The organism is Azospirillum sp. (assembly GCF_035627195.1).
In the GTDB taxonomy this organism is placed as follows: Bacteria; Pseudomonadota; Alphaproteobacteria; order Azospirillales; family Azospirillaceae; genus Azospirillum.
Genome location: NZ_DASPMG010000155.1, coordinates 26,406 through 48,451 on the forward strand (window position 1 = coordinate 26,406; position 22,046 = coordinate 48,451).

Sequence of the window (22,046 nt, forward strand, 5' to 3'; positions counted from 1 at the left end):
AAGCGGCCACGCCCCCGATTTACGCAAGAGGCACCATGAGCAGCACCATCAAGGTCACCGACGCTAGCTTCGACGCGGACGTCCTCAAGGCGCCCGGTCCCGTCCTGGTCGATTTCTGGGCGGAGTGGTGCGGCCCCTGCAAGATGATCGCCCCCGCGCTCGACGAGATCGCCGGGGAGCTGGAGGGCAAGCTGACCATCGCCAAGCTGAACATCGATGAGAACCAGAACACGCCGACCAAGTACGGCGTGCGCGGCATCCCGACGCTGATGGTGTTCAAGGACGGCAACGTCGCCGCCACCAAGATCGGCGCCATGCCGAAGGGTGCGCTGAAGCAGTGGATCGAGTCGGTCCTGTAAGGACGAACCCCACCGCCGCCGCCCTGAGAACCCTGCCCGGTGGGCGGGGTTTTCGTTTTTCGGGCCTATACCACCCGCGGCACGGTCAGCGTCACCGTCGTGCCGGCGCCCGGCGTGGCGTCGACGCGGATGCGGCCAGCCAGCGGGCCGGTCAGCGTGTTGTAGGCCACCGTCAGGCCCAGCCCCTTGTGCCCACGCCCGCGCGCCGTGGTGTAGAAGGCGTCGAACAGCTTCGGCAGCGCCTCCGCCGCGATGCCGGCGCCCTCGTCGCGCACGGCGATGGTCCAGGCCGGGCGGTGGCCGATGGCGCCCTCGCCCACCGTGCCCTCCCCCACCGTGATGGTCACCGGCCCGCCCGCACCCGGCGGGTAGGCGTGCGCGGCGGCGTTGGCGAACAGCTCGGCCAGCACGCATTCCAGGTGGTCGCGGTGGCCGCGCCAGGGCCGGGCGGCACCGGTGCGCACGGCGACGGTCAAGCCGGCGTCCGGCCGTTCCATGGCGAACAGCGCTGCGGCGTGTTCGCACACCTCGGCAAGGTCCACGTCCTCCGGCGGGCCGGCGTGGTGGCTGGCGGCGATGGCGGTGAAGGCCTCCACCAGCGCCACGGCGCGGGCAAGGTTGTCGCGCAACAGCGTCGCCGGCTCGGCCAGCGCGCCGTCGCCGGAGCTGGCCATCGCCTCGATGTGGCTGGCGGCGGTGACGCAGACGCCCAGCGGCGTGTTCAGCTCGTGCGCCAAGCCGGTGACCGCCTGGACGATGGCGCGGTGGCGGGCCAGTTCGGCCTCCGCCGCGCGCATGCGCCCCTCCAGGTCCTCCCGCACCAGCCGTTCGGAGGAGTCGCGGATCTTGAAACTAAGGTCGCGCAGCAGCTTGCGCAGCAGGTGCGGTGCCGGCGAGACCACCTCCAGGAACACGTCGCGCTGCAGCGCGAACAGCCGGCAGAAGGTCGCCGTCTCGATGGTGGCGGAACGCAGGCCGCCGTCGATCAGCGCCATCTCGCCGAAGCATTGGCCGGTGCGGCGACGCGCCAGCTCCACCCGGTTGCCGGCCGGGTCGCGGCGCAGCACGCGGACCTCGCCCTCCAGGATGACGTAGAGCGCGTCGGCCTCTTCGCCCTCGTGCACCAGGACGGTGCCCGGCTCGACGGTCACGACGCGCCCGCGCGACGCCAGCGCCTCGCGCTCGGCGGGCGTGAACTCGTCGAAAAGGGCGACGCCGTCGAGGACGCCGGGCGGGGTCTGCGCGCTCAAGCCGGGGCTCCGTGGCTGGTCACCGGACACCATAGCGCATCCGCGCGGCGTGTCACCCTGGGTTGTTCGCATGCCTCCCGTCTAGCCGGCGAAGCGGCGGACCGTGCGTGCCACCGCGCCGGCGTAGGAGCCGCCGAAAAGGCGCACATGCACCAGCAGCGGATACAGGTTGTACAGGTCCCGCCGCACCTCGAAGAAGCCCGGACGCAACGGGCGGAGCGCGCCGTAGCGGCGGAAGAACGCCTCGCCGAAGGTGCCGAACAGCGTGGTGAAGGCCAGCTCCACCTCCGGGTCGGCGTGGTACAGCGCCGGATCGATGAAGCCGGCGATGCGCCCGCCGGACGCCAGGATGTTGCCGCCCCACAGGTCGCCGTGGATCAGGGACGGTGGGGCCGGCTCGCCGATCAGCTCCGGCAGGCGCGCCGCCAGCCGTTCGATCCCCGCCATCAAGCCGATGTCGATGCGCCCCTCCTCCAGCGCCGCGCGCGCCATGTGCAGCAGGCGCCGTTCGCGGAAGAAGGCGATCCAGTCGTCGCTTTCCGCATTCGGCTGCGGCAGCGGTCCGATCAGCGTGTCGCGCGCGAAGCCGTAGCGGGGTGCCTTGATGCCATGCAATTCGGCCACCAGCTCCGCCGCATGCTCCTCCGCCGCCGCGGTGAGGGTGCCGCCGCCTTCGACGTGGTCCATCAGCAGCAGCGCGTCGTCGCCGTAATGCACGGCCGGCACCGGCAGGCGCGAGTGTTCGGCAAGGTAGCGCAGCATGAAGCCCTCCGGCTCCAGCCCCCGCCCCACCTTGGCGACCAGCCGCCGCCCGTCGCCCAGCGTGACCGTGTGCACGCTGGCGTTGTGCCCGGACGACAGCGGCCGCACGACGGTGACCGGCTGGCCGGTGACGGATTCGATGAGGGAGCGGACGGCCGCCGGGATCACAGCCTCTCCCGCCGGATGTGCTCCAGCAGGCCCCGCGAGGCGGCTTCCACGAGGTCGAGCACCTCGTCGAAGTGGCTGCCTTCGCCATAGTACGGGTCCGGCACCTCGCGCTTCGGCGCGTCGGGGGCGTAGTCCATGAACAGGCGCACCTCGGCCGCCGAGTCCGGCGGCGCAAGGCGCTTCAGCTCCGCCAGATGGCCCTGGTCCATGGCCAGCATGTAGTCGAAGCGGCGGAAGTCCTCCACGCTCACGCGGCGCGCGCGCAGGTCGGACAGGTCGACCCCGCGGCGTTTCGCCGCCGCCTGGCTGCGGCGGTCGGGCGCCTCGCCCACGTGATAGCCGTGCGTGCCGGCGGAATCCGTGGCGATACGGCCGTCCAGCCCGGCGTCGCGCACCATGGCGCGGAACACGCCCTCCGCCGTCGGCGAGCGGCAGATGTTGCCTGTGCAGACGAACAGGACCTTGACCATCCCCCCTCCTTGGATTTGGCTTCCCCCGCACCGATGTAACAGGCTTTCTCGCCCGACCGCCAGCCGCCAACCCGCGGGACCCCCGATGCGCCTGCTGCCCAATTCCTCCATCGTCGTGCTCACCGGCGCCGGGATCTCCCGCGAATCCGGGCTGCACACCTTCCGCGACGCCGACGGCATCTGGGCCACCGTGCGCATCGAGGACGTAGCGACGCCCGAGGCCTTCGCCCGCAACCCGAAGCGCGTGCACGACTTCTACAACGCCCGCCGCCGCGGCCTGCTCGACCCGGCGATCCAGCCGAACCCCGCGCACGCCGCCCTGGCCGAGCTGGAGCGGCGCTGGCGCGGCGCGGTGATGGTGGTGACGCAGAACATCGACGACCTGCACGAGCGCGCCGGCAGCCGCAACCTCGTGCACATGCACGGCGAGCTGCTGAAGGCCGTCTGCGCCCACTGCCGCACGGTGCAGGACTGCCGGCACGACCTGTCGGTGGACGATGTCTGCCTGCACTGCACGCGCAAGGGCGGCCTGCGCCCGGACGTAGTCTGGTTCGGCGAGATGCCCTACCACATGGAGCGGATCCAGGCCGCGCTGGCCGACTGCGACCTGTTCGTGTCGATCGGTACATCGGGCAACGTCTACCCGGCCGCCGGCTTCGTGGCCGAGGCGCGCCACGGCGGCGCCCATACAGTGGAGCTGAACTTGGAACCCTCGGCCGGCGCCACCCAGTTCGCCGAGGCCATCCACGGCCCCGCCAGCACCGTGATCCCGGCCTTCGTCCGCCGCCTGCTGGACGACGCGCAGCTCGGTGCCTAAATCGTTTCGATGACGGAACTTTATAGCTTGATGGAGGAGGCGCGCGCCTGCCGGCTGTGCGCGGCGCACTTGCCGCACGGCTGCCGGCCGGTGCTGCGCGGCAGCCCCGCCGCACGGCTTCTGATCGTCGGGCAGGCGCCGGGTGCCCGCGTGCACGCCACCGGCATCCCGTGGAACGACCCGTCCGGCGACCGGCTGCGCCAATGGCTGGACATGGACCGGGAGCGGTTCTACGACGAATCCCGCATCGCCGTGCTGCCCATGGGTCTGTGCTTCCCCGGCACCAATCCGAAGGGCGGCGACTATCCGCCGCGCCCGGAATGCGGCCCGCTGTGGCACCCGCGGCTGCGCCCGGCCTTCGCCGGGGTGCGGCTGATGCTGCTGATCGGCAGCTACGCGCAAGCGCACTACCTGGGCGAGCGCCGCAAGCGCACGATGACCGACACCGTGGCGGCATGGCGGGACTACGCGCCGGAGTTCATTCCGCTTCCGCATCCAAGCTGGCGGAACACGGCGTGGCTGAGGCGAAACCCGTGGTTCGAGGCGGAATTGGTGCCCGAACTGCGGCGGCGGGTGGCGGCGCTTTAAAGCACCACCCGCCCCTCGCGGAACACGGCGAGGCAGGCGTCGACGACGTGCGGGTCGTAGAAGGTGCCGCGGTTCTTCGCGATCTCCTGCAGGGCGGCGTCGATGCCCAGCGCCGGGCGGTAGGGGCGGTGGCAGGCCATCGCCTCCACCACGTCGGCCACGGCGATGATGCGCGCACCCAGAAGGATCTCCTCCCCCGCCAGACCCTGCGGGTAGCCGGTGCCGTTCCAGCGCTCGTGGTGCTGGCGCACCAGGGCGGCCAGCGGCCAAGGCGCGTCCACCGGCCGCAGGATCTCCCACCCGGCCTCGGCGTGCGACTGGATCAGCCGGTATTCCGCCGGCGTCAGCCGGCCGGAGCGGGTCAGGATCTCCGCCGGGACGCAGACCTTGCCGATGTCGTGCACGGCACCGGCCATGGCGATCCCCTTCACCTCCTCGTCCGGCAGGTGCAGCGCCTCGGCGATGGCACGCGCCAGCAGGGCGACGCGGCGCTGGTGCCCGGCCGTGTAAGGATCGCGCATCTCCACGGTGGCGGCGACCGCCTGGATGGTCTGCTCCAGCGCCTGCTCCTGCCGCTCGGCCGAGCGGCGCTGGTCGGCGCGCAGGCGCAGCACCGACAGGCCGAAGGCAAGGTCGGCGGCCAGTTCGCTCAGCAGGTCCAGCTCCTCCGGCGTGAAGCCGTCCTCCGCCATGCCCCAGATGAACAGATGGCCGAACAGCTCACCCCGCTCGCCGGCCAGCGGCAGGGCGGCGGCCGTGCCAGCCGGCGCGCCGTCCGCGCCGGTGAGCCGCGCAAGCCGCAACGGGCGCCCCTTCAGCAGCGGCAGGCCGTCGCGCTGTTCCCAAGCCACCGCGGCGCCGATTGCGGCGTCCGGCCGCTCGCCCCAGCAGACCAGGGCGTCCCGCTCGTCCGGCAGGCCGTCGCCGTCGGTGGCCACGCAGACCTGCGGGTAGCCGCCGGCCTCCACCAGCACGCGGCACATGTCGCGCAGCAGCGAATCCTCGTCCGTGGCGTGGATGATCGTCTGGTTGCAGCCGCTGAGCGCCCGGTGGGCGCGCAGCAGGCGGCGCAGCCGGCCGTCGGCGGCCCGCCGCTCGGCCTCGTACGCCGCCGCGGCCTCGGCGGCGGCCCGTTCGGCGCGCACGCGGGGCGTGACGTCGATCAGGCTGAAGACCACGCCGCCGACACGCCCGTCCGGATCGCGCACGGGCTGGAGGATCCAGTCCCACCAGCTGGTGCCGCGCTCCGGATGGCCGGCGTACTCGAAGGGCTTGGCGTAGGCGCGATACGGCTCGCCGGTCGCGACGACACGGCGGAATATCCGCTCGTTCTCGGCGTCGGGGTAGAGGTCGAAGTGGTTGCGGCCGGGGAAGAAGTCCTCCGCCCGCCCGTCCGCTTCGGCGTACAGCCGGTTGACCTTCAGGAACGTGAAGTCGGCGTCCATGTAGGCGACCAGCACCGGCAGACTGTCGAACAGCCGGTGCAGGAGTTCACCGTCGGACGCGATGACGGGGGCGGCTGGAGCGGCGGGAAGCGGGGACACGGGACCCTCCGGCGAGAGACCGGACGGCCATTATCCCACAAACGCCCGCCGCCGGGTACGCCCACACCGCCGCACCCCTGAAACCCTTTCCCGGACAGCCGCGCTCGGGGACGGGTTTTGAGACACGGATGCACACGGATTTTGCACGGATGGACACGGATTAAAAGTTCATCTCCTGAATCCGTGTCCGCCATCGTCTCTCACGGCGACACGTTACTCCTTGGCGCCCTTCGCCTCGCGTTCCAGGGAGCGGCCGGCGTCCTGCAGCCAGCGGCCGGCTTCGCGCGCCGCGTCGCCCGCCACCTCGCCCGCGCGCTCGGCCGTCTGGTCGACGGCGCGGCCGATCTCCTGCCCGGTCTTCTCGGCGGTCTGCTGGTCGTCGCACGCCGCCAGCGCGGGCAGAAGCAGCAGCGCGGCCACGGCGGCCATCCGGTGCACTCGGGTCATCGATCCATCCTCGTTGCCTTCGATCAGGAAGGAAACGGCCGGCACCGCCGATTGTGCCCGGCCCCGGACTCAGCCCCCGCGCTGCAACAGGTAGAAGACGTAGCCGTAGCTGGCGCCGAAACGGCGGTAGAGGTCGATTTCCGCCTGCGACGCGTCGAGCACCGCCGTCCACGCCTCGTCGTGCGCGTAGCGCTCGCGGAACTCCCCGATGCGGGCTTCCAGCGGGCCGTAGTACTCGTCCCACCACGCCGACGCCGGCAGGGTGAAGGTGTCCAGCACGCGGTATCCGGCGCGCTCCGCGGCCGCGCGGTTGGCGGCCTCGGTCGCCATGCGGGGATAGGCATCGGCCCAGAATGCCCGCGCGTCGGCCGGCGGGTTCTCGGTCAGCCACGTCAGCTCGGTGAAGGCGGCCAGCCCGCCGGGCTTCAGCAGGTGGCGCCAGCGCTCCAGCCCCTCGGCGAAGCCGACGATGTAGATGGAGCCCTCGCCCCACAGCAGGTCGAACATGCCGGGCGGGTAGCCGCCCAGGTCGGTCATCGAGCAGCGCTCGGCCCACACGCGCCGGCCCAGGCCGGCCTCGTTGATGCGCCGCTGCGCCTCGGCCAGGAAGGGCGGGTGCACGTCGATGCCGGTGACGCGCCCGCCGGTGACCCGCGCCAGCATCATCAGCGAGCGGCCGGGACCGCAGCCGATGTCCAGCACCACCGGATCGTCCGGCAGGCCGTAGGGGCGCAGGCGGCGCAGCGCGTCCTGCGTGATCGCGTCGGAACCGGGCGCCTGGCGCGGCAGGCCGTCGTGCAGGGTGAAGAAGCGGTCCATGTCCATGGTGGTCACCCTTGGTCCTTAATCCGGCAGGCTCTGTTCGATCCGGTCCATGTCGTCGTCGGAGAAGCCGAAATGGTGGCCGATCTCGTGGATCAGGACGTGGCGGATGACGTGGAAGAGGTCCTCGCCGGTCTCGCACCAGTAATCCAGGATCGGCCGGCGGTAGAGAAAGATGGCGTCGGGGCGGGTGCGCACGTCCGCCACGCTCTGCCGCAGCAGATCGACGCCGCGATAGAGACCCAGCAGGTCGAACGGGCTTTCCAATTCCATCTCCGCCTCGGTCTCCTCGTCGGGGAACTCCTCGATGCGGATCAGCACGTCGCCGACGGGCGCGCGCAGTTCCGGCGGGATGGTGTCGAACGCCTCGGCGGCCATCGCCTCGAAATCGGCCAGCGACGGCGGGACGGTGAAGGGGCGGGCACGGGTCTGGCTCATGCCGCGCAGCCTAGCGGAGCTTGACCCCCGGGCCAAGCGCGGGTAAGTCGGGATCCCCTTAAGAAACGCGATGGAAGGAGACCCCCGATGGCCGAGAAGCTGGTCGGCGCCAAGCGGCAGACGGCGCTGAAGGAACTGCACGGTTGGTCGGAGGTCCTGGAGCGCGACGCCATCCGCAAGACCTACCATTTCCCGGACTTCCCGACCGCCTGGGGCTTCATGAGCCAGGTGGCGCTGCTGGCCGTGAAGCGCGACCACTGCCCGGAATGGTTCAACGACGAGGGCCGCGTCGAGGTGATCCTCTACACCCGTGCCTTCGACGGCGTGACGCAGAAGGACGTGGACTTCGCCCACCGCCTGGACCAGATCGCCCCGCAGCACGACCGGTAAGATCAGGTAAGAGATCCTACTTCCTCAGATACCCTCCGGCCAACCTCGTAGCAATACTGGCTGGCCGGGCGGTGCCAAACCTCGACGCCGTCGTGCGCCTTCAGCGCCGCCTGCGTGCGCGTGGTGGCGCCGATCCAGCGCAGCGGCGCGTTGCGCCGGGAAAATTGGATCAGCCCGTTGATCGTAGCGTCGCCAGCCACGGATTCGTCCGTTCCCGGCAGCGCGCAGGCCCAGGCCGGGCGCCCGGTGTCGGGCGCCAGCGCCACAAGGTCGACGGAGCCTTCGGGCAGGCGGGCGTAGACGATGTTCGGCAGGTCGGCCGAGGCCAGCCACTGGCCGATGATGGCGCTCTCGGCCAGCGCCGGGAACAGCGGGTCGTCGGCGGTCACCGGCCCGAACAGCGCGGCGTAGAGGCAGGGGGCGGTCAGGTGCACCTTGAAGGTGCGCATGCGCTGGAACCGACCGCCCTCCGGATGGACACGCCCCATGCGGATGATGAGGAACGACGCCTCCAGGTAATCGAGGTAGCGGCGCACCGTGTTCTTGGCGATGCCCGCGCGCTCCGCGATCGCCTCGATCGACACCTCCCGCCCGGTGTTGCGGGCCAGCAGGGCGAACAGCGCATTCAGCTCCGGCGTGCTGGCGATGCCGGTCAGGCCCGGCAGGTCCTGGTGCAGCAGCGCCGTCAGCACGCCGTCGCGCAGGTGGCGCGCTGCGTCGCCGGGCACTGGGCGCAGCAGCACCGCCTCCGGAAAGCCCCCGCCGTTGACGTAGTGCACGAAGCGCTCGTTCAGCGCCGCCATGTCGCGCACCACGTACATGGGCGTGCCCTTGCCGAAGAACATCGGTTCGATCAGGTCGCGCTCGGCGCCGGTGAAACGCAGGTATTCACAGAAGGTCAGCGGCGGCAGGATGAACAGGTTGGCATCACGCGGGCGCGGTGCCGCCCCGCCGGCCACGCTGGCGACAACTCGTAAGGATGGCCGCGCGGCGGCCAGCGCCACCGCCGCCGCCTCCCCGTCGCGCAGGTGGTGCAGACCGTCGAGGAACAGGAAGCCAGCCCCCTCCACAGCGTCCGCCAACCGGCCGAGCGGCAGGACGTGCAGCGTCGGGGCGTCCAGCGGCACGTAGACGATGGCGCGCGGGTCGGTCCCGGCGTCGAGCAGGCGGGCGATGGTCTGGCGGATCAGCACGCTCTTGCCCACCCGCCGCGGCCCGGCGAGCCGCAGCGGCACCCCGCCGCCCGGCCGGTTCACCCGGCTGAAGAACGCCTCGAAGAAGGCCCGGCGCGGCAGCGCCGCGACATCGGCCTCGACCGCGCCGGTCCGCCACCACGGATTGTCCAGCGCCAGACGCGCCAGACCATCGGCCTCGTCGAGGGTTCGCATGCCGCCCAAAGAAAAGATCAACAGAGTGATCTTAATTGTATCCCGAAGGGATAGGCAGCGCAACGCCCGCTACAGCCAGCCCCGCCGCTTGAAGTACCAGAGCGGCAGCAGGCCGGAGAGCACCATCAGCGCGATCGCCATGGGATAGCCGTACTGCCAATGCAGCTCGGGCATGAACTCGAAGTTCATGCCGTAGGCGGACGCGATCAGCGTCGGCGGCAGGAAGGCGACGGCGACGACCGAGAAGATCTTGATGATGTTGTTCTGCTCGATGTTGATCAGGCCCAGCGTGGCGTCGAGCAGGAAGTTGGCCTCGTGCGCCAGGAACCCGGCGTGCTCGTTCAGCGAGCGCAGGTCGCGCGTCAGCGTCTTCAGCGCCACCTTCTGCTCCTTGCTCAACCGCCCGGCGGCGACCGAGGTCAGGAACGCCACGAGGCGGTCGAGGCCGGCGAGGCTGTCGCGCACCTTGTGCGTCAGGTCGCCGGCGCGCCCGATGCCGCGCAGCACGTCCTGCAGCTCCGCCGGCTTCTTCGCGCGGCCGGCGGGACGGGCGTCCAGCGATTCGTCGAAGATGCGGGTGGACAGCGTGTCGATGCGCCCGCCGATCAGCTCCAGCACGTCGGCCACGCGGTCGATGACGGCGTCGAGGATGCCCAGAAGCGCGTCCTCCGCACTCGCCAGCAGTTCCGGCTGGCGGCCGGTGCGGGCGGCGAAGGTGGCGACCGAACGCGGCTCGGTGTAGCGCAACGTGATCATGTGCCGCGGCGTCAGCACGAAGGTCAGCTCGCCCTGCTCCGGGTGCGGCGTGTCGGCCCGCGCGATGACCGGCGTGGTCAGGTAGACCGCCTCGCCCTCCACGTAGAGCTGGCTGGAGGCCTCGATCTCCTTCATCTCCTCGCGGGTGGGGAGGTCGCAGCCGGTCAGCGCGCCGACGGCGGCGCGCTCCGCCTCGCTCGGGCGCAGCAGGTCGATCCACACCGTGCCCTCGGGCAGCGGGTCGCCGATCACGAACGGCTGTTCGACGACCCGCCCGCCCGAACGGGCGTACGTCGTGATCATGACGCCGCCTCCGGCGGCACGGCTGTCACAGGGCCGCCTCGGCCGGGATCGGCGCGCCGGCGGCGCGGCAGGCGGAGGTCAGCGTGTTCAGCATCAGGCAGGCGATGGTCATCGGACCCACACCACCCGGCACCGGCGTGATGGCACCGGCCACCCGCTTCGCCTCGTCGTAGGCCACGTCGCCGACCAGCTTCGTCTTGCCCTCGCCGGCCGCGATGCGGTTCATGCCGACGTCGATGACGACGGCGCCCGGCTTGATCCAGTCGCCGCGCACCATCTCCGCCCGGCCCACGGCGGCCACGACGATGTCGGCGCGCCGGCATTCCTCGGCCAGATCCTTGGTGCGCGAATGCGCCATGGTCACCGTGCAGTCGGCCTGGAGCAGCAGCTGCGCCATCGGCTTGCCGACGATGTTGGAGCGGCCGATGACCAGCGCCCGCTTGCCCGACAGGTCGCGCCCCAGCACGTCGCGGATCAGCAGCAGGCAGCCCAGCGGCGTGCAGGGGATGGTGGCCCCCTTCTGGCCGGTGGCCAGCAGGCCGGCGTTCACCACGTGGAAGCCGTCGGCGTCCTTCTCCGGCGCGATCCGGCCCAGCACCTTCTGGGTGTCCATGTGTTTGGGCAGCGGCAGCTGGACGAGGATGCCGTGCACCGCCGGATCGGCGTTCAGCCGGTCGATCAGCGCCAGCAGGTCGGCCTCGCTCATGTCCGCCGGCTGGTGGTGGTCGAAGGAGTTCATGCCCAGCTCGACCAGCGCCTTCTCCTTGGAGCGGACGTAGACTTGGCTGGCCGGATCCTCGCCCACCAGCACCACGGCCAAGCCGGGGGTGACGCCATGGCTGGCCTTCAGGTCGGCCACGCCCTGCGCCACGCGGGCGCGCAGCCCCGCCGCGAAGGCCTTGCCGTCGATGATCTTCGCCTCAGCCATGGGAAACCTCACTCGTCCAGGGATGCGCCCATGCGGCGCAGGAGATCGGCCGGGTCGCCGGCCACGTGCAGGATCTTGTTGCGGTCGGTGGCGCCGGCGGCGACGGTGATCGCCGTCTTCGGTACATGCCACAGCTTCGACAACAGTTTTATGACAGCGTCGTTGGCCTTGCCGTCTTCCGGCACGGCGGTGACGGAAACCTTCAGCGCCTTGCCGCCCGCCGCCGTGTCGGCCAGCCCGGACACCGCGTTGCGCGACGCCTTCGGCGTCACCCGCAGCGTCACCCGCACGCCGTCCGCCACGGCCTCGAACGGCGAAGCGCTCACATCATCATCCCATAGCGCACGATCAGGCTCTGCAGGAACCACACGCCCAAGAGCGCGATGATCGGCGAGATGTCGATGCCGCCCAGGTTCGGCATGACGTTGCGGATCGGCCGCAGCACCGGCTCCGTCACCCGCTCGAAGAAGTCCATCACCATGTAGACGAAGCGGTTGCGGGTGTTGATCACGTTGAAGGCGATCAGCCAGCTGATGACGATGCCAATCAGCAGCACCCACTTGAACAGGTCGAGGATGATGTAGAGGAGTTCGAAAAGCGTGACGATGAGCGGCTGCATGATCGGCCCGGCCTCCACCTGTGCGGTACGCGGCGCACCCTAAACGCCCTCCCGGACGCTGGCAAGTGGGCCGCCGCACGGCCGCGTTCAAGGCGGAACGGGCTTCGTCGCGAATGCGATTTTCGGTGCTTGACACGGGCAGGTCGGATGACCATTATCCCGCCCACGCCGGAACACGGTGCGGTGGGGCCGTAGCTCAGCTGGGAGAGCGACGCGTTCGCAATGCGTAGGTCGGGAGTTCGATCCTCCTCGGCTCCACCAATTCCTCCTCAAGGCATTGATGCGACACAGGAATTCGCCCGGAAGCGGCGGAATTCCCCGCGGTGTGACACCGCCCTGTCGCACGCGGCGTTGGCCGAATCGCCTCCATCCCCTTCAAAATTCACCGTTTCAGCCCGTCCTGGGTGTCGCACATCCCTGTCGCCCAAGCGGCGTCCCTTGGGGCTGTGGCTGCGGGGAGCCGTCTGGCAATTCCGAACCCGCGTCCCGGCCGACCTCCAGGCGGTTCTGGGCCGGACGCACATCAATCGCTCCCTCAGGACCAGCAACTACCCCGACGCCATCCGGGCGGCCCGCAAGGTGGCCTTCGAGATCGAGGGCCTGTTCGATGCGGCTCGCGGGGGCACCGGAAGCGACCCGGCCCACGCCGCGTGCGACAGGGCCTGCCCGCCGCCCGCCGCCCCCTCGGTGACGGCCAACACCGTCCTGCCCGATCCCACCGGCCCAGCCATCCACATCGACCTCGACCTGCTGGCAAGCCGCATCGCCGAAAAACTCCACGCCGCCCAACCAGTCGCCGCGGAGGCGGTGGTGCCGGCCTGTCTGTCTGGACATAGCACCGACCGATAGGCATCCCTACGTTCCGTGGTCACGAGATCGGGAAGCAGGAGCCCTCATGGGAAGCGTCGCCGATAAGATCGCCCGGAAGGTGGCGACGCAGATCCGGTCGAACGTCATCGACCTGTCCGCGTTTCGGGCGAGCCGGGAGCGTGCCCTTGAGGCCGGTCTCGACGGCAGTCGGTTCAAGGACCTCGTCGAGCAGGGCTACGACCCCGCCTTCTACGCACAGGGGCTGACGCTGGTGTCGATGTTCGCCGAGGCGATCTCCGCCATGCCCGAGGCGAAGGCGTACGCCAAGGCGGTGGCGAAGGCCGAGGACGAGTACGTGCCGGACGGGCCGCCGATCAGCCCGCTCACGGCAAGCTATTTCAATATGTGGGCCTTCTTCGACCTTCAGTTCGGGGCCAGCCGGGAAACCATGGGAACCTGCATCCTGCGGGTGGCGGAGACCACCGGCATGCCGGCCTGGATCGCCGACATCGTCCGGCCGATGCAGGAGTCCCGCATGGGGTTCTACGTCCACATGGGCCTGGACGGCCCGCTGGTGCTATTGAAGGACATCGTAACCGGCCAAGTCCTGCGGTGCCATCCGGTGGCGGGGTATCTCGGGGAACCGGGCCAACTCTGGTACATCCGCCTGCTGCCCCCGCCGGTCCCGGACATCGGCCACCATGTGGCGGTCACCACGCCCTACGTGGTGCTGGACGGGACGGAGCAGCGGTTCCTGGACTACATCGCCCGCGAGGTCGCCCGGATGACCGCGGCCGGCGGCCGGAAAGCCGTGGACGCCGAAGCCCTGCTGAAGTTCGGCCCGACCGCCAACCACTGGAACGAGTACATCTTCCTCGCCTACGTCAACCACCAGCCCGACGCCATCTTCCTGGCCGGCGTCCCCGATATCCGGGAAAGCCTGCCGCAAGCGTGACGCGGCGGGCCGCTGCACCGACAGGAGAGTAACGCCATGGCCGAAGCCGCCACCCATATCATCCGGGCCGCCCTTCGGCCCAAGCTCTACCGGGACATCGAAATCCCGAGCGACCGCTCCCTCTACGACCTCGCCGAGGCCATCGTCCGGGCCTACGCCTTTGACCTGGACCACGCCTTCGGGTTCTTCCCCAAGCTCACCGGCAACATCTACGACGCCAAGCCCCGATACGAACTCTTCGCCGACATGGGCGAGGGCGGCGACTCCCTCAGCGTCAAGCAGACGACGGTGGCCCAGGCGTTTCCGAAGGTTGGAAAGGCGATGACGTTCCTGTTCGACTACGGGGACGAGTGGCGGTTCCGGGTCGAGGTCCTGGCCCTCGGCGAGCGGGAGCCACGCAAACGCTACCCAAGGGTGGTCGCGTCGGTCGGCAAGGCCCCGCCCCAGTACCCGGACCCCGACGACGACTTCGACGAGGAGGACTGAGCCGGCTACCTCGCCGCAGCCCCGCTCCCGGTCAACGCCGTTGCCTGCCGCACCCGGTCTGATAGAGTACCGCCGTTTTGCACACTTTTGAAGAGACGTTGGGCTTGCGATGGCCGTTCTGACCCTGGACCAGCTTGAATCCCACCTGTGGAAGGCCGCCGACATCCTGCGGGGCTCCGTCGATTCGGCGGACTACAAGCACTACATCTTCGGGTTGCTGTTCTACAAGCGGCTCTGCGACGTGTGGGAGGAGGAGTACGAGGAGCGGATGGCCAAGTACGGCGACGCCGCTCTGGCCGCCGACCCGGACGAGCATCGCTTCCACATCCCCGAGGGACGGTTCTGGAAGGACGTGCGGACGCACACGACCAACATCGGCGAGCAACTGAACGCCGCGTTCCACGCCGTCGAAGACGCCAACCATCGCCTGCGGGGCGTTTTCCAGGATGTGGACTTCAACAACAAGGAACGGTTCCCCGACGCTTCACTTGAGAAGCTGCTCCAGCATTTCGAGAAGCATCGTCTCCGCAACGCCGACGTGGAGCCGGACGTTCTGGGGCAGGCGTACGAATACCTGATCGAGCGGTTCGCCGACGATTCCGGCAAGAAGGGCGGCGAGTTCTACACCCCCAAGATGGTGGTGCGGCTGCTGGTGGAGTGCCTGCGGCCCGAGGAGGGCATGACGATCTACGACCCCACCTGTGGATCGGGCGGCATGCTGCTGGAAGCCGTCCACCATCTGGAGCGGCAGGGTAAGAACGCCCGCAGCCTGACCCTGTTCGGGCAAGAAAAGAACCTGAACACCTGGGCCATCGCCCAGATGAACCTGTTTCTGCATGACATTCAGGACTTCAATATCGCCCGTGGCGACACGCTGCTCGACCCGAAACATCTGACCGGCGACGGCACCAAGGCGATCCGCACGTTCGACCGGGTGTTGGCGAATCCGCCCTTTTCCCTGAAAGCCTGGGGGCACGAGGTCTGGAGCAAGGGCGACAAGTTCGGCCGCGACCGCTACGGCTGCCCGCCCAAGTCCTACGCCGACCTCGCCTTCGTTCAGCATATGATCGCCAGTCTGAAGCAGGACGGCATGCTGGGGGTGGTGCTGCCGCACGGCATCCTGTTCCGTGGCGGGGCGGAGGGCCGCATCCGCGAGGGCCTGTTGAAGGACGACCTGATCGAGGCGGTGATCGGCCTCGCCCCCAACTTGTTCTACGGGGCCGGAATTCCCGCCTGCATCCTGATCGTCCGCAAGTCCAAGCCGAAGGACCGCCGGGGGAAGGTGCTGTTCGTCAATGGGGCCGAACAGTTCATCGAAGGCAAGGCCCAGAACTACCTGTCCGACGCCAACGTCGCCACGCTCGCCAAGGCGTATCACGATTACGCCGACGTGGACCGGCTTGCCCGCGTGGTGCCGATGGCGGAGATCGCCGGCAACGACCACAACCTCAACATCAGCCGCTATGTGCACCTGACCGAGGAGGAGGAGGACCTGGACGTGGCCGAGGAGGTCCAGAAGCTCCTGGAACTGCGGGAGCAGCGGGACGCCGCAGAGGCCCGGATGATGGGGTTCTTGCGGGAACTCGGCTACCTGCCGGGCGGGGCTTGAGAACGCCATGTCGGAAGGCGAAGTCATTCTCTACCGGACCGACGATGGTTCCGCCGAGTTCCGGCTGACCAAGCTGGACGGCACCGTCTGGATGAATCAGATCGAGATCGCGGAGCTTTACCAGACCTCGAAACAGGCCATTAGCCACCACATCCGCAACATTCTCGCCGAGGGCGAGGTGGCGGCGGAGGCAACTGTCAAAGATAATTTGACAGTTCAAACCGAGGGGCGGCGGCAGGTCTCCCGGACCATCAAGCTGTACCGCCTGGACATGATCCTGGCCGTCGGCTACCGCGTCCGCTCGCCGCGGGGCGTCCAGTTCCGGCAATGGGCGACGGCGACGCTGGCCGAGTATCTGGTCAAGGGCTTCGTCATGAACGACGAACGCCTGAAGAACCCCAGCGGCTGGGACTATTTCGACGAACTGCTCGAACGCATCCGCGACATCCGGGCGTCGGAGAAGCGGTTCTACCAGAAGATCCGCGACCTGTTCGCCCTGTCGCAGGACTACCGCGACGACCAGGGAGCGGCGGCCCTGTTCTTCGCCGAGGTTCAGAACAAGCTGCTGCACGCCGTCACCGGCCACACCGCCGCCGAACTGGTGGTGGCCCGGTCCGATCCCGGCAAGCCCAACATGAACCTGCAAAGCTGGACCGGTGCCCGAGTCCGCAAGGCCGACGTGATCGTGGCGAAGAACTATCTCTCCGCCGGGGAGATCACCGAACTGAACCGCATCGTCACCATGTTCCTCGACTATGCCGAGGACCGGGTGAGCCAGCGGAAGCACCTGACCCTGGACGACTGGCGGGCCTATGTGGACCGCTTCATCACCTTCAACGAACGACCGCTCCTCAACGGGAACGGCCGGATCAGCCATGACGCCATGAAACGCATCGCCTACGACCGCTACGACGAGTTCGACCGGCAGCGGAAGCAGCAGGATGCCATCGCCGCCGACGCCGCGGACCTGGAGGAACTGAAGGCCATCGAGGTCGAGGTGTCGAAGGCCCGGAAGGGAAGCGGGCGATGAGGGTGCAGGAGGAGTGGACCCAAACGACCGTTGGTGAGGTTCTTGAGCGGGTGGCAGATCCTGTAGTTGTTGACCCGTCCAAAATCTACCAAGAGATCGGCATCCGGTCCCATGGGAAGGGCTTGTTCGACAAGGAACCGGTGTCGGGGGCCGTTCTCGGCGAGAAGCGGGTTTTCTGGATTCAGCCTGACTGTTTCATCCTCAACATCGTCTTCGCCTGGGAGCGTGCTGTCGGTCGCACGACAGTTGAAGATGTTGGGAAGATAGCTTCCCATCGGTTCCCAATGTACCGGCCCAAAAGTGGTTTGGCGGATGTTGATTACGTCCTGCATTTCTTCAAGACTGAGCGGGGAAGGGAGTTGCTTGCTCTCGCCTCGCCCGGTGGTGCTGGTCGGAACAAGACGCTTGGTCAGAAGGAATTCCTGAAGCTTCCACTTTGTCTTCCGCCTCTTCGCGAACAAAGGCGTATTGCGGAAATTCTATCCAGCATAGACGAAGCCATTGAAACCACGCGGGCGGTCATCGAGCAGTCCGGCAAGGTCAAACAGGGTGTTCTGAATCGCCTGCTGACTAGGGGCATGGGGCATGGCCACTTCAAACAGACCGAGTTCGGTTTGATCCCCGAAAAATGGGAAGTTGTGCCCCTCAGGACCGTGGCCCACGTCCAGACCGGAGTCGCCAAAGGCAAAAAGGACATCCAGGACCCGGTCGAACTTCCCTATCTGAGGGTCGCAAATGTCCAGGACGGCCATATTGATCTTACGGAGTTGAAGACCATCACGGTCTCGGCATCACAGGTGGAGCGGTACAGTCTCCGCCCCGGAGACGTGCTGATGACCGAAGGCGGGGATTTCGACAAGCTCGGCCGAGGTGATGTATGGAAAGGCCAAGTGCCTGTCTGTCTGCATCAGAACCATGTCTTTGCGGTTCGTCCCGATCAGGAACTCCTTGTTTCAGAGTTTCTGGCCGCGTTGACCGCATCAGCACATGGGAAGAGCTATTTCCTGAGTTGTGCGAAGCAAACCACGAATTTGGCTTCGATCAACTCCACGCAGGTAAAGGATTTCCCGGTTCTGTTGCCTGGGAAGGAAGAGCAGGAAAGAATCGTACAACAGGTCGCCGCACACGCCCTCGCGGAACGGTCGGCTTCGGACGCATTGGCTCAACTGGAACAGACCAAAGCCGCCCTCATGTCCAACCTCCTGACCGGCCGTAAGCGGGTCTCCGCCGACGCCTTATCTCCCGCTTTATAACCAACGACCACAGGGAGCAGCACCGTGGCTCAGGGCATGGAATGGCACCTCGCCGAGCAACCTACCATCGCCTGCCTTGAGGCCATGGGTTACTACTTCGTCCCGCCGGAGGAGCATGCCGGGCTGCGGGACGGCGAGAATCAGGTGCTGTTCCGCCCCCACCTCGTCGAGGCCATCCAGCGGATCAACGGCGTCTCCCTGGCCGACGCCCAGGCCGCCTATGCCGACCTCGTGTCGGTCACCGACAACGAAGTGTGGCTCAAAAAGCTCCGCGGCGATTTCAGCCGGCCGGTGCAGGGGGAGGCGACGCGGCGGACCCTGCGGGTGGTCGATTTCGCCAACCCGGCCAACAACCGGCTGACCGTCACCCACCAGTTCCGCGTCAAGGCCGAACGGACCCGGATTCCCGACGTGGTGATCCACCTGAACGGCTTCCCGGTGGTGGTGATCGAGTGCAAAAGCCCGATCAACCATAAGGACAAGACCGGCGAGGCGTTCGACCAGATCCGGCAGTATGAGCGGGACATCCCCCGGCTGTTCCTGTCCAACGTCTTCAACATCGTCACCGACGGCACCAACTGCCTCTACGGCTCCACCGGCAGCCCGTCGAAGTTCTTCGCGGCGTGGCGGGACCCGTGGCCCCGCTTGGCGTCCGATTTCACCGACGAATTGTCCAAGGGGCTGTGGTGCCTGCTGGAGCCGTCCCGCCTGCTCGACCTGATCGCCCACTTCGTGGTGTTCGAGAAGACCGAGGAGGGCATCGTCAAGAAGATGTGCCGCTACCAGCAGTTCCGGGCGGTCAACAAGATCGTCGAGCGGGTGGTGGAGAACCGGCACCGTCGGGGACTGGTCTGGCACACCCAGGGGTCGGGCAAGTCGCTGACCATGGTCTTCGCCGCCCTGAAGCTGAAGACCCACCGGACGGTGGAGTCGCCCGAACTGACCAACCCCAACATCCTGGTGCTGACCGACCGGGTGGACCTGCACACCCAGATCACCACCACCTTCACCGCCTGCGGCCTGCCGAACCCGACGCCGGTCGAGAGCATCCGCGATCTGCGGACGTTGATGGACGGTCGGACCGACGGGTTGATGGCCCTCTCGACCATCTTCAAGTTCCAGGGATCAGAAGAGGCGGTCGCGAACTCCGCCACCTGGATCGTCATGGTGGACGAGGCCCACCGCACCCAGGAAAAGGACCTCGGGGCCTTTTTGCGGAAGACGCTGCCCGACGCCCGCTTCTTCGGCTTCACCGGCACGCCGATCAAGAAGGACGACAAGGACACCTACGCCAACTTCGGCGTGGTCGGCGAGGGCTATCTCGACAAGTACGGCATCGACGACGCCGTGGCCGACGGGGCGACGGTGCCGATCTACTACACCGGCCGCAAGACCGACTGGCATATCGACGAGGCCAAAATCGACATCCTGTTCGACCAGTGGTTCGCCGACCTGCCGGACGACAAGCTGGCTGAACTGAAGAAGCGGGGCGTGACGGTCGCCGATCTGGTCAAGCATCCGAAGCGGATCGCCCTGATCGCCTACGACATCTGGACCCACTTCAAGGAATATGCCCGCCCCGACGGCTTCAAGGCCCAGATCGTCGCCTTCGACCGCGAGGCGGTCATCCTCTACAAGCGGGCCTTGGATGCGGTCATCGCCGCCGATCTGGTGGCCGAGGGCATGCCCGCCGAGGACGCCCAGGCGATGGCGGCGGACATGTCGGCCTGTGTCTACTCGTCATCGCAGGAGGACGCGAAGCCGAGCGAGGACGCGTACACGCAGTCGATCCGCGACGACCTTGTGGCCCATTATCTGGACGACAAGGCCGAGATCGACGTGAAGAAGGCGTTCGGCAAGAAGGGCGTTCGGCCGGACTTTCTGATCGTCTGCGACAAGCTGCTGACCGGGTTCGACGCCCCTGTCGAATCCGTCATGTATCTCGACAAGCCGCTGAAGGAGCACGGCCTGCTCCAGGCCATCGCCCGCACCAACCGGGTCGCCGACGCCCGCAAACGGAACGGGCTGATCGTCGACTACATCGGCGTATCGGCCCATCTGGACAAGGCTCTGGCCTCCTACCGGGCCGACGATGTCCGCAACGCCATGCGGGATCTGGACGACCTCCGCAACCAGCTTCGGGCCGCCCACGCCGCCGTGCTCCACATGATGAAGGGGGTGAAGCGGGCCGGCGGGCGGATCGACAAGGACAGCCTGAAGGCCGAGTTCGACCAGCTTGTCGCCCGGTTGAAACCCGACGAGAAACTGTGGATCGATTTCCGCAAGGCGGCCCGCGAGTTCATCGGCCTGTACGAGGCTGTCAGCCCGGACCCCTGCGTGCTGGAGTTCACCGCTGATCTGAAGTGGGTGGCCCTGTTCCTCCAGTACGCCACCCAGGCCATCGAGAAGCGGGAGGCGTTCGACCAGCGGTCCTACAGCCGCAAGATCCGCGACATGCTGGAACGCCACCTCGACGCCACCGGGTTGAGCGTCACGGTGAAGCTCCGCCACATCACCGACCCGGAGTTCTGGGAGGACTTCAAGGTCGAGGGCAAGACGGAGGACGACCTCAAGACTGCGGCGATCCGCAAGACCACCGAACTCCGCAAGGTCGTCTACGAGCGGCTGGGCCAGAACGCCCACCAATACGGCAAATTCTCCGACCGGCTGCGGGAGTTGCTGGAGAAGCTGGAGGGTGCCCAGCTTTCCTGGGCCGACACCCTGAAGATGGCGGAGGACCTCGCCAAGGATCTGGAGGCCGAGGCGACCGCCCATGAGGACGCCGGGATGTCGCAGGGGGCTTACGGCATCCTCCAGATCCTCCTGGCCTTCAATGCCGGTGAAGGAGCGGATGGGCTGGCGGAGCGGATCGCCGCCCTCTACGAGGATGATGCGACCGCCCCGCGGCTGTGGCAGGAGAAGGAGGGGCTGCGGAGGTCGCTGCGGCAGCAGGTCCGCGGCTTGGCCCACGAATTCGGCCTGGGGAACCTCAAGGAGGTTTCCGAGCAGGTCGAGGAATTCGCCCTCAAGCAGTTCGCCAAGGTCTGATCCCATGCCCATGCTGACGGTCGGCAGCGTCGAGATCCCCTATGTCCTGCGTCGCTCCGACGCGGCGACGCGGGCACGCATCACCGTCACCCCGGACAGCGTCGAGGTGGTCGTGCCCACTGCCGCCACCGAGGACGAGATTGCCGGCGTGCTCCATCGCCGCCGGGCATGGCTGTACGAGCAGACCCGCAACATGGCCGAGCGGATGGCCCACTCCAACGCCGTCCGGCGGTTCGTCAGCGGGGCCAAGATCCCCTACCGCGGCCGGCTTATGCGGCTGCGGGTCGAGCCGAGCGACGACACGCTGGTGAGCGTCGCCTACCGCAACGGCTTCCTGGTCGGCTGCCCGCAGTCTGTCGCTCCTTCCTTCCACGATGACCTGATCGAGTCGGCGTTGCGGCTGTGGCTGAGGAAGCGGCTCCGCCAGGATGTCGCCGACCTCGTCCGCCGGCACGGCGAGCCGAACGGGCTGAAGCCGAAGGATGTCCTGGTCAAGGACCAGAAGCACGTCTGGGGAAGCTGCGGGATCGACCGCGTCGTGAACCTGAACTGGCAGTTGGTCTTCGCCCCCCGGACGGTGCTGGAATACGCGGTGGTCCATGAACTCTGCCATCTGCGGCACCGCAATCATGACCGCTCCTTCTGGGGGCTGGTCGGAACCATCCTGCCGGACTGGGAGGCCAGGAAGGCTTGGCTGGACCAGAACGAGCATTTCCTGACGTTGCGACGCGTGGAGCCGACCTGATGGCCATTCCCGACAATTGCGTACCGCTATAGGAGAGCAAGCGATGCCCCCGTTCGAGGAT

Annotated in this window: 24 protein-coding genes and 1 tRNA gene; 13 read left to right on the forward strand and 12 right to left on the reverse strand. The window is 67.9% G+C overall.

Annotated features, from left to right (window positions below; all coding sequences use genetic code 11):
- The first annotated feature begins 35 nt into the window (after positions 1-35).
- Complete coding sequence (gene trxA / locus VED21_RS14335) at positions 36-359, forward strand: thioredoxin TrxA (protein ID WP_324883070.1); 324 nt, start codon at positions 36-38, stop codon at positions 357-359.
- 65 nt (positions 360-424) lie between these two features.
- Here trxA and VED21_RS14340 read toward each other — a convergent pair whose 3' ends face one another.
- The 3 genes from VED21_RS14340 to VED21_RS14350 form a co-directional block, all read right to left on the reverse strand.
- Positions 425-1,609, reverse strand: a complete 1,185-nt coding sequence (locus tag VED21_RS14340; RefSeq protein WP_324883072.1) for a sensor histidine kinase — start codon at positions 1,607-1,609, stop codon at positions 425-427.
- Positions 1,610-1,690: 81 nt separating this feature from the next.
- Positions 1,691-2,539 carry a fructosamine kinase family protein gene (locus VED21_RS14345; protein ID WP_324883074.1) on the reverse strand — a complete coding sequence of 283 codons (849 nt, stop codon included), beginning with the start codon at positions 2,537-2,539 and terminating at the stop codon, positions 1,691-1,693.
- Entirely contained in the window at positions 2,536-3,009 is a 474-nt protein-coding gene (locus VED21_RS14350; RefSeq protein WP_324883076.1) for a low molecular weight protein-tyrosine-phosphatase, read from the reverse strand. Before VED21_RS14350 ends, VED21_RS14345 begins: the two co-directional genes overlap by 4 nt.
- 85 nt (positions 3,010-3,094) lie before the next feature.
- Here VED21_RS14350 and cobB point away from each other — a divergent pair, with 85 nt between their 5' ends.
- Both cobB and VED21_RS14360 read left to right on the forward strand, forming a co-directional pair.
- Entirely contained in the window at positions 3,095-3,826 is a 732-nt protein-coding gene (gene cobB / locus VED21_RS14355; RefSeq protein WP_324883078.1) for a Sir2 family NAD+-dependent deacetylase, read from the forward strand.
- Between the two features lie 9 nt (positions 3,827-3,835).
- Positions 3,836-4,414, forward strand: a complete 579-nt coding sequence (locus VED21_RS14360; protein WP_324883080.1) for a uracil-DNA glycosylase family protein — start codon at positions 3,836-3,838, stop codon at positions 4,412-4,414.
- On the opposite strand, the gene VED21_RS14365 is transcribed toward VED21_RS14360, so the two are convergent.
- The 4 genes from VED21_RS14365 to VED21_RS14380 all read right to left on the reverse strand — a co-directional run bounded on the left by VED21_RS14365 (position 4,411) and on the right by VED21_RS14380 (position 7,665).
- Positions 4,411-5,958 (reverse strand): HD domain-containing phosphohydrolase, encoded by a 1,548-nt coding sequence (locus tag VED21_RS14365; RefSeq protein WP_324883082.1) that lies wholly within the window; start codon positions 5,956-5,958, stop codon positions 4,411-4,413. The two genes, VED21_RS14360 and VED21_RS14365, sit on opposite strands and share 4 nt — an antisense overlap.
- 213 nt (positions 5,959-6,171) lie before the next feature.
- Positions 6,172-6,405: a hypothetical protein gene (locus tag VED21_RS14370; RefSeq protein WP_324883084.1), complete on the reverse strand. Its 234-nt coding sequence runs from the start codon at positions 6,403-6,405 to the stop codon at positions 6,172-6,174.
- Between the two features lie 69 nt (positions 6,406-6,474).
- Positions 6,475-7,230 carry a class I SAM-dependent methyltransferase gene (locus tag VED21_RS14375; protein ID WP_324883132.1) on the reverse strand — a complete coding sequence of 252 codons (756 nt, stop codon included), beginning with the start codon at positions 7,228-7,230 and terminating at the stop codon, positions 6,475-6,477.
- Positions 7,231-7,248: 18 nt separating this feature from the next.
- A complete protein-coding gene (locus tag VED21_RS14380; protein ID WP_324883086.1) occupies positions 7,249-7,665 on the reverse strand; it encodes a metallopeptidase family protein in 417 nt (138 codons plus the stop codon).
- 87 nt (positions 7,666-7,752) lie between these two features.
- Between VED21_RS14380 and VED21_RS14385 the strand changes: the two genes are divergently transcribed.
- Positions 7,753-8,055 (forward strand): 4a-hydroxytetrahydrobiopterin dehydratase, encoded by a 303-nt coding sequence (locus tag VED21_RS14385; protein ID WP_324883088.1) that lies wholly within the window; start codon positions 7,753-7,755, stop codon positions 8,053-8,055.
- A 2-nt stretch (positions 8,056-8,057) separates the two neighbouring features.
- On the opposite strand, the gene VED21_RS14390 is transcribed toward VED21_RS14385, so the two are convergent.
- From VED21_RS14390 to VED21_RS14410, 5 genes are all read right to left on the reverse strand, one after another.
- Positions 8,058-9,443: an ATP-binding protein gene (locus tag VED21_RS14390; RefSeq protein WP_324883090.1), complete on the reverse strand. Its 1,386-nt coding sequence runs from the start codon at positions 9,441-9,443 to the stop codon at positions 8,058-8,060.
- Between the two features lie 69 nt (positions 9,444-9,512).
- Positions 9,513-10,502 carry a magnesium transporter CorA family protein gene (locus VED21_RS14395; RefSeq protein WP_324883092.1) on the reverse strand — a complete coding sequence of 330 codons (990 nt, stop codon included), beginning with the start codon at positions 10,500-10,502 and terminating at the stop codon, positions 9,513-9,515.
- A 25-nt stretch (positions 10,503-10,527) separates the two neighbouring features.
- Positions 10,528-11,430, reverse strand: a complete 903-nt coding sequence (folD, locus tag VED21_RS14400; RefSeq protein WP_324883094.1) for a bifunctional methylenetetrahydrofolate dehydrogenase/methenyltetrahydrofolate cyclohydrolase FolD — start codon at positions 11,428-11,430, stop codon at positions 10,528-10,530.
- A gap of 8 nt (positions 11,431-11,438) precedes the next feature.
- Entirely contained in the window at positions 11,439-11,756 is a 318-nt protein-coding gene (locus VED21_RS14405) for a DUF167 domain-containing protein (protein WP_324883096.1), read from the reverse strand.
- Positions 11,753-12,049, reverse strand: a complete 297-nt coding sequence (locus tag VED21_RS14410; protein WP_324883098.1) for a YggT family protein — start codon at positions 12,047-12,049, stop codon at positions 11,753-11,755. Before VED21_RS14410 ends, VED21_RS14405 begins: the two co-directional genes overlap by 4 nt.
- Positions 12,050-12,234: 185 nt before the next feature.
- On the opposite strand from VED21_RS14410, the gene VED21_RS14415 reads away from it, so the two are divergent.
- The 9 genes from VED21_RS14415 to VED21_RS14455 all read left to right on the forward strand — a co-directional run bounded on the left by VED21_RS14415 (position 12,235) and on the right by VED21_RS14455 (position 21,985).
- Positions 12,235-12,310, forward strand: a tRNA-Ala gene (locus tag VED21_RS14415).
- A 177-nt stretch (positions 12,311-12,487) separates the two neighbouring features.
- Positions 12,488-12,898, forward strand: coding sequence for a DUF6538 domain-containing protein (locus VED21_RS14420; protein WP_324883100.1), 411 nt, complete (start codon positions 12,488-12,490; stop codon positions 12,896-12,898).
- 46 nt (positions 12,899-12,944) lie between these two features.
- Complete coding sequence (locus VED21_RS14425; RefSeq protein ID WP_324883102.1) at positions 12,945-13,814, forward strand: hypothetical protein; 870 nt, start codon at positions 12,945-12,947, stop codon at positions 13,812-13,814.
- A 36-nt stretch (positions 13,815-13,850) separates the two neighbouring features.
- A complete protein-coding gene (locus VED21_RS14430) occupies positions 13,851-14,300 on the forward strand; it encodes an IS1096 element passenger TnpR family protein (protein ID WP_324883104.1) in 450 nt (149 codons plus the stop codon).
- Between the two features lie 109 nt (positions 14,301-14,409).
- A complete protein-coding gene (locus VED21_RS14435) occupies positions 14,410-15,909 on the forward strand; it encodes a type I restriction-modification system subunit M (protein ID WP_324883106.1) in 1,500 nt (499 codons plus the stop codon).
- A gap of 7 nt (positions 15,910-15,916) precedes the next feature.
- Positions 15,917-16,939, forward strand: a complete 1,023-nt coding sequence (locus tag VED21_RS14440) for a virulence RhuM family protein (RefSeq protein WP_324883108.1) — start codon at positions 15,917-15,919, stop codon at positions 16,937-16,939.
- Entirely contained in the window at positions 16,936-18,192 is a 1,257-nt protein-coding gene (locus tag VED21_RS14445) for a restriction endonuclease subunit S (RefSeq protein WP_324883110.1), read from the forward strand. Before VED21_RS14440 ends, VED21_RS14445 begins: the two co-directional genes overlap by 4 nt.
- Before the next feature lie 24 nt (positions 18,193-18,216).
- On the forward strand, positions 18,217-21,240 hold the full coding sequence (locus tag VED21_RS14450) for a type I restriction endonuclease subunit R (RefSeq protein WP_324883112.1): 3,024 nt from the start codon (positions 18,217-18,219) through the stop codon (positions 21,238-21,240).
- Positions 21,241-21,244: 4 nt separating this feature from the next.
- On the forward strand, positions 21,245-21,985 hold the full coding sequence (locus VED21_RS14455) for a SprT family zinc-dependent metalloprotease (protein ID WP_324883114.1): 741 nt from the start codon (positions 21,245-21,247) through the stop codon (positions 21,983-21,985).
- Positions 21,986-22,046: the final 61 nt, after the last annotated feature.

Bases quoted from the DNA above. Each gene is read 5' to 3' on its own strand.
- VED21_RS14395 (WP_324883092.1), bottom strand. From the start codon at position 10,502: ATGATCACGACGTACGCCCGTTCGGGCGGGCGGGTCGTCGAACAGCCG.
- VED21_RS14390 (WP_324883090.1), bottom strand. From the start codon at position 9,443: ATGCGAACCCTCGACGAGGCCGATGGTCTGGCGCGTCTGGCGCTGGAC.
- VED21_RS14430 (WP_324883104.1), top strand. From the start codon at position 13,851: ATGGCCGAAGCCGCCACCCATATCATCCGGGCCGCCCTTCGGCCCAAG.
- VED21_RS14425 (WP_324883102.1), top strand. From the start codon at position 12,945: ATGGGAAGCGTCGCCGATAAGATCGCCCGGAAGGTGGCGACGCAGATC.
- VED21_RS14350 (WP_324883076.1), bottom strand. From the start codon at position 3,009: ATGGTCAAGGTCCTGTTCGTCTGCACAGGCAACATCTGCCGCTCGCCG.
- VED21_RS14375 (WP_324883132.1), bottom strand. From the start codon at position 7,230: ATGGACATGGACCGCTTCTTCACCCTGCACGACGGCCTGCCGCGCCAG.
- VED21_RS14455 (WP_324883114.1), top strand. From the start codon at position 21,245: ATGCCCATGCTGACGGTCGGCAGCGTCGAGATCCCCTATGTCCTGCGT.
- cobB (WP_324883078.1), top strand. From the start codon at position 3,095: ATGCGCCTGCTGCCCAATTCCTCCATCGTCGTGCTCACCGGCGCCGGG.
- trxA (WP_324883070.1), top strand. From the start codon at position 36: ATGAGCAGCACCATCAAGGTCACCGACGCTAGCTTCGACGCGGACGTC.
- VED21_RS14370 (WP_324883084.1), bottom strand. From the start codon at position 6,405: ATGACCCGAGTGCACCGGATGGCCGCCGTGGCCGCGCTGCTGCTTCTG.
- VED21_RS14435 (WP_324883106.1), top strand. From the start codon at position 14,410: ATGGCCGTTCTGACCCTGGACCAGCTTGAATCCCACCTGTGGAAGGCC.
- folD (WP_324883094.1), bottom strand. From the start codon at position 11,430: ATGGCTGAGGCGAAGATCATCGACGGCAAGGCCTTCGCGGCGGGGCTG.
- VED21_RS14385 (WP_324883088.1), top strand. From the start codon at position 7,753: ATGGCCGAGAAGCTGGTCGGCGCCAAGCGGCAGACGGCGCTGAAGGAA.
- VED21_RS14360 (WP_324883080.1), top strand. From the start codon at position 3,836: ATGACGGAACTTTATAGCTTGATGGAGGAGGCGCGCGCCTGCCGGCTG.
- VED21_RS14440 (WP_324883108.1), top strand. From the start codon at position 15,917: ATGTCGGAAGGCGAAGTCATTCTCTACCGGACCGACGATGGTTCCGCC.
- VED21_RS14445 (WP_324883110.1), top strand. From the start codon at position 16,936: ATGAGGGTGCAGGAGGAGTGGACCCAAACGACCGTTGGTGAGGTTCTT.
- VED21_RS14380 (WP_324883086.1), bottom strand. From the start codon at position 7,665: ATGAGCCAGACCCGTGCCCGCCCCTTCACCGTCCCGCCGTCGCTGGCC.
- VED21_RS14410 (WP_324883098.1), bottom strand. From the start codon at position 12,049: ATGCAGCCGCTCATCGTCACGCTTTTCGAACTCCTCTACATCATCCTC.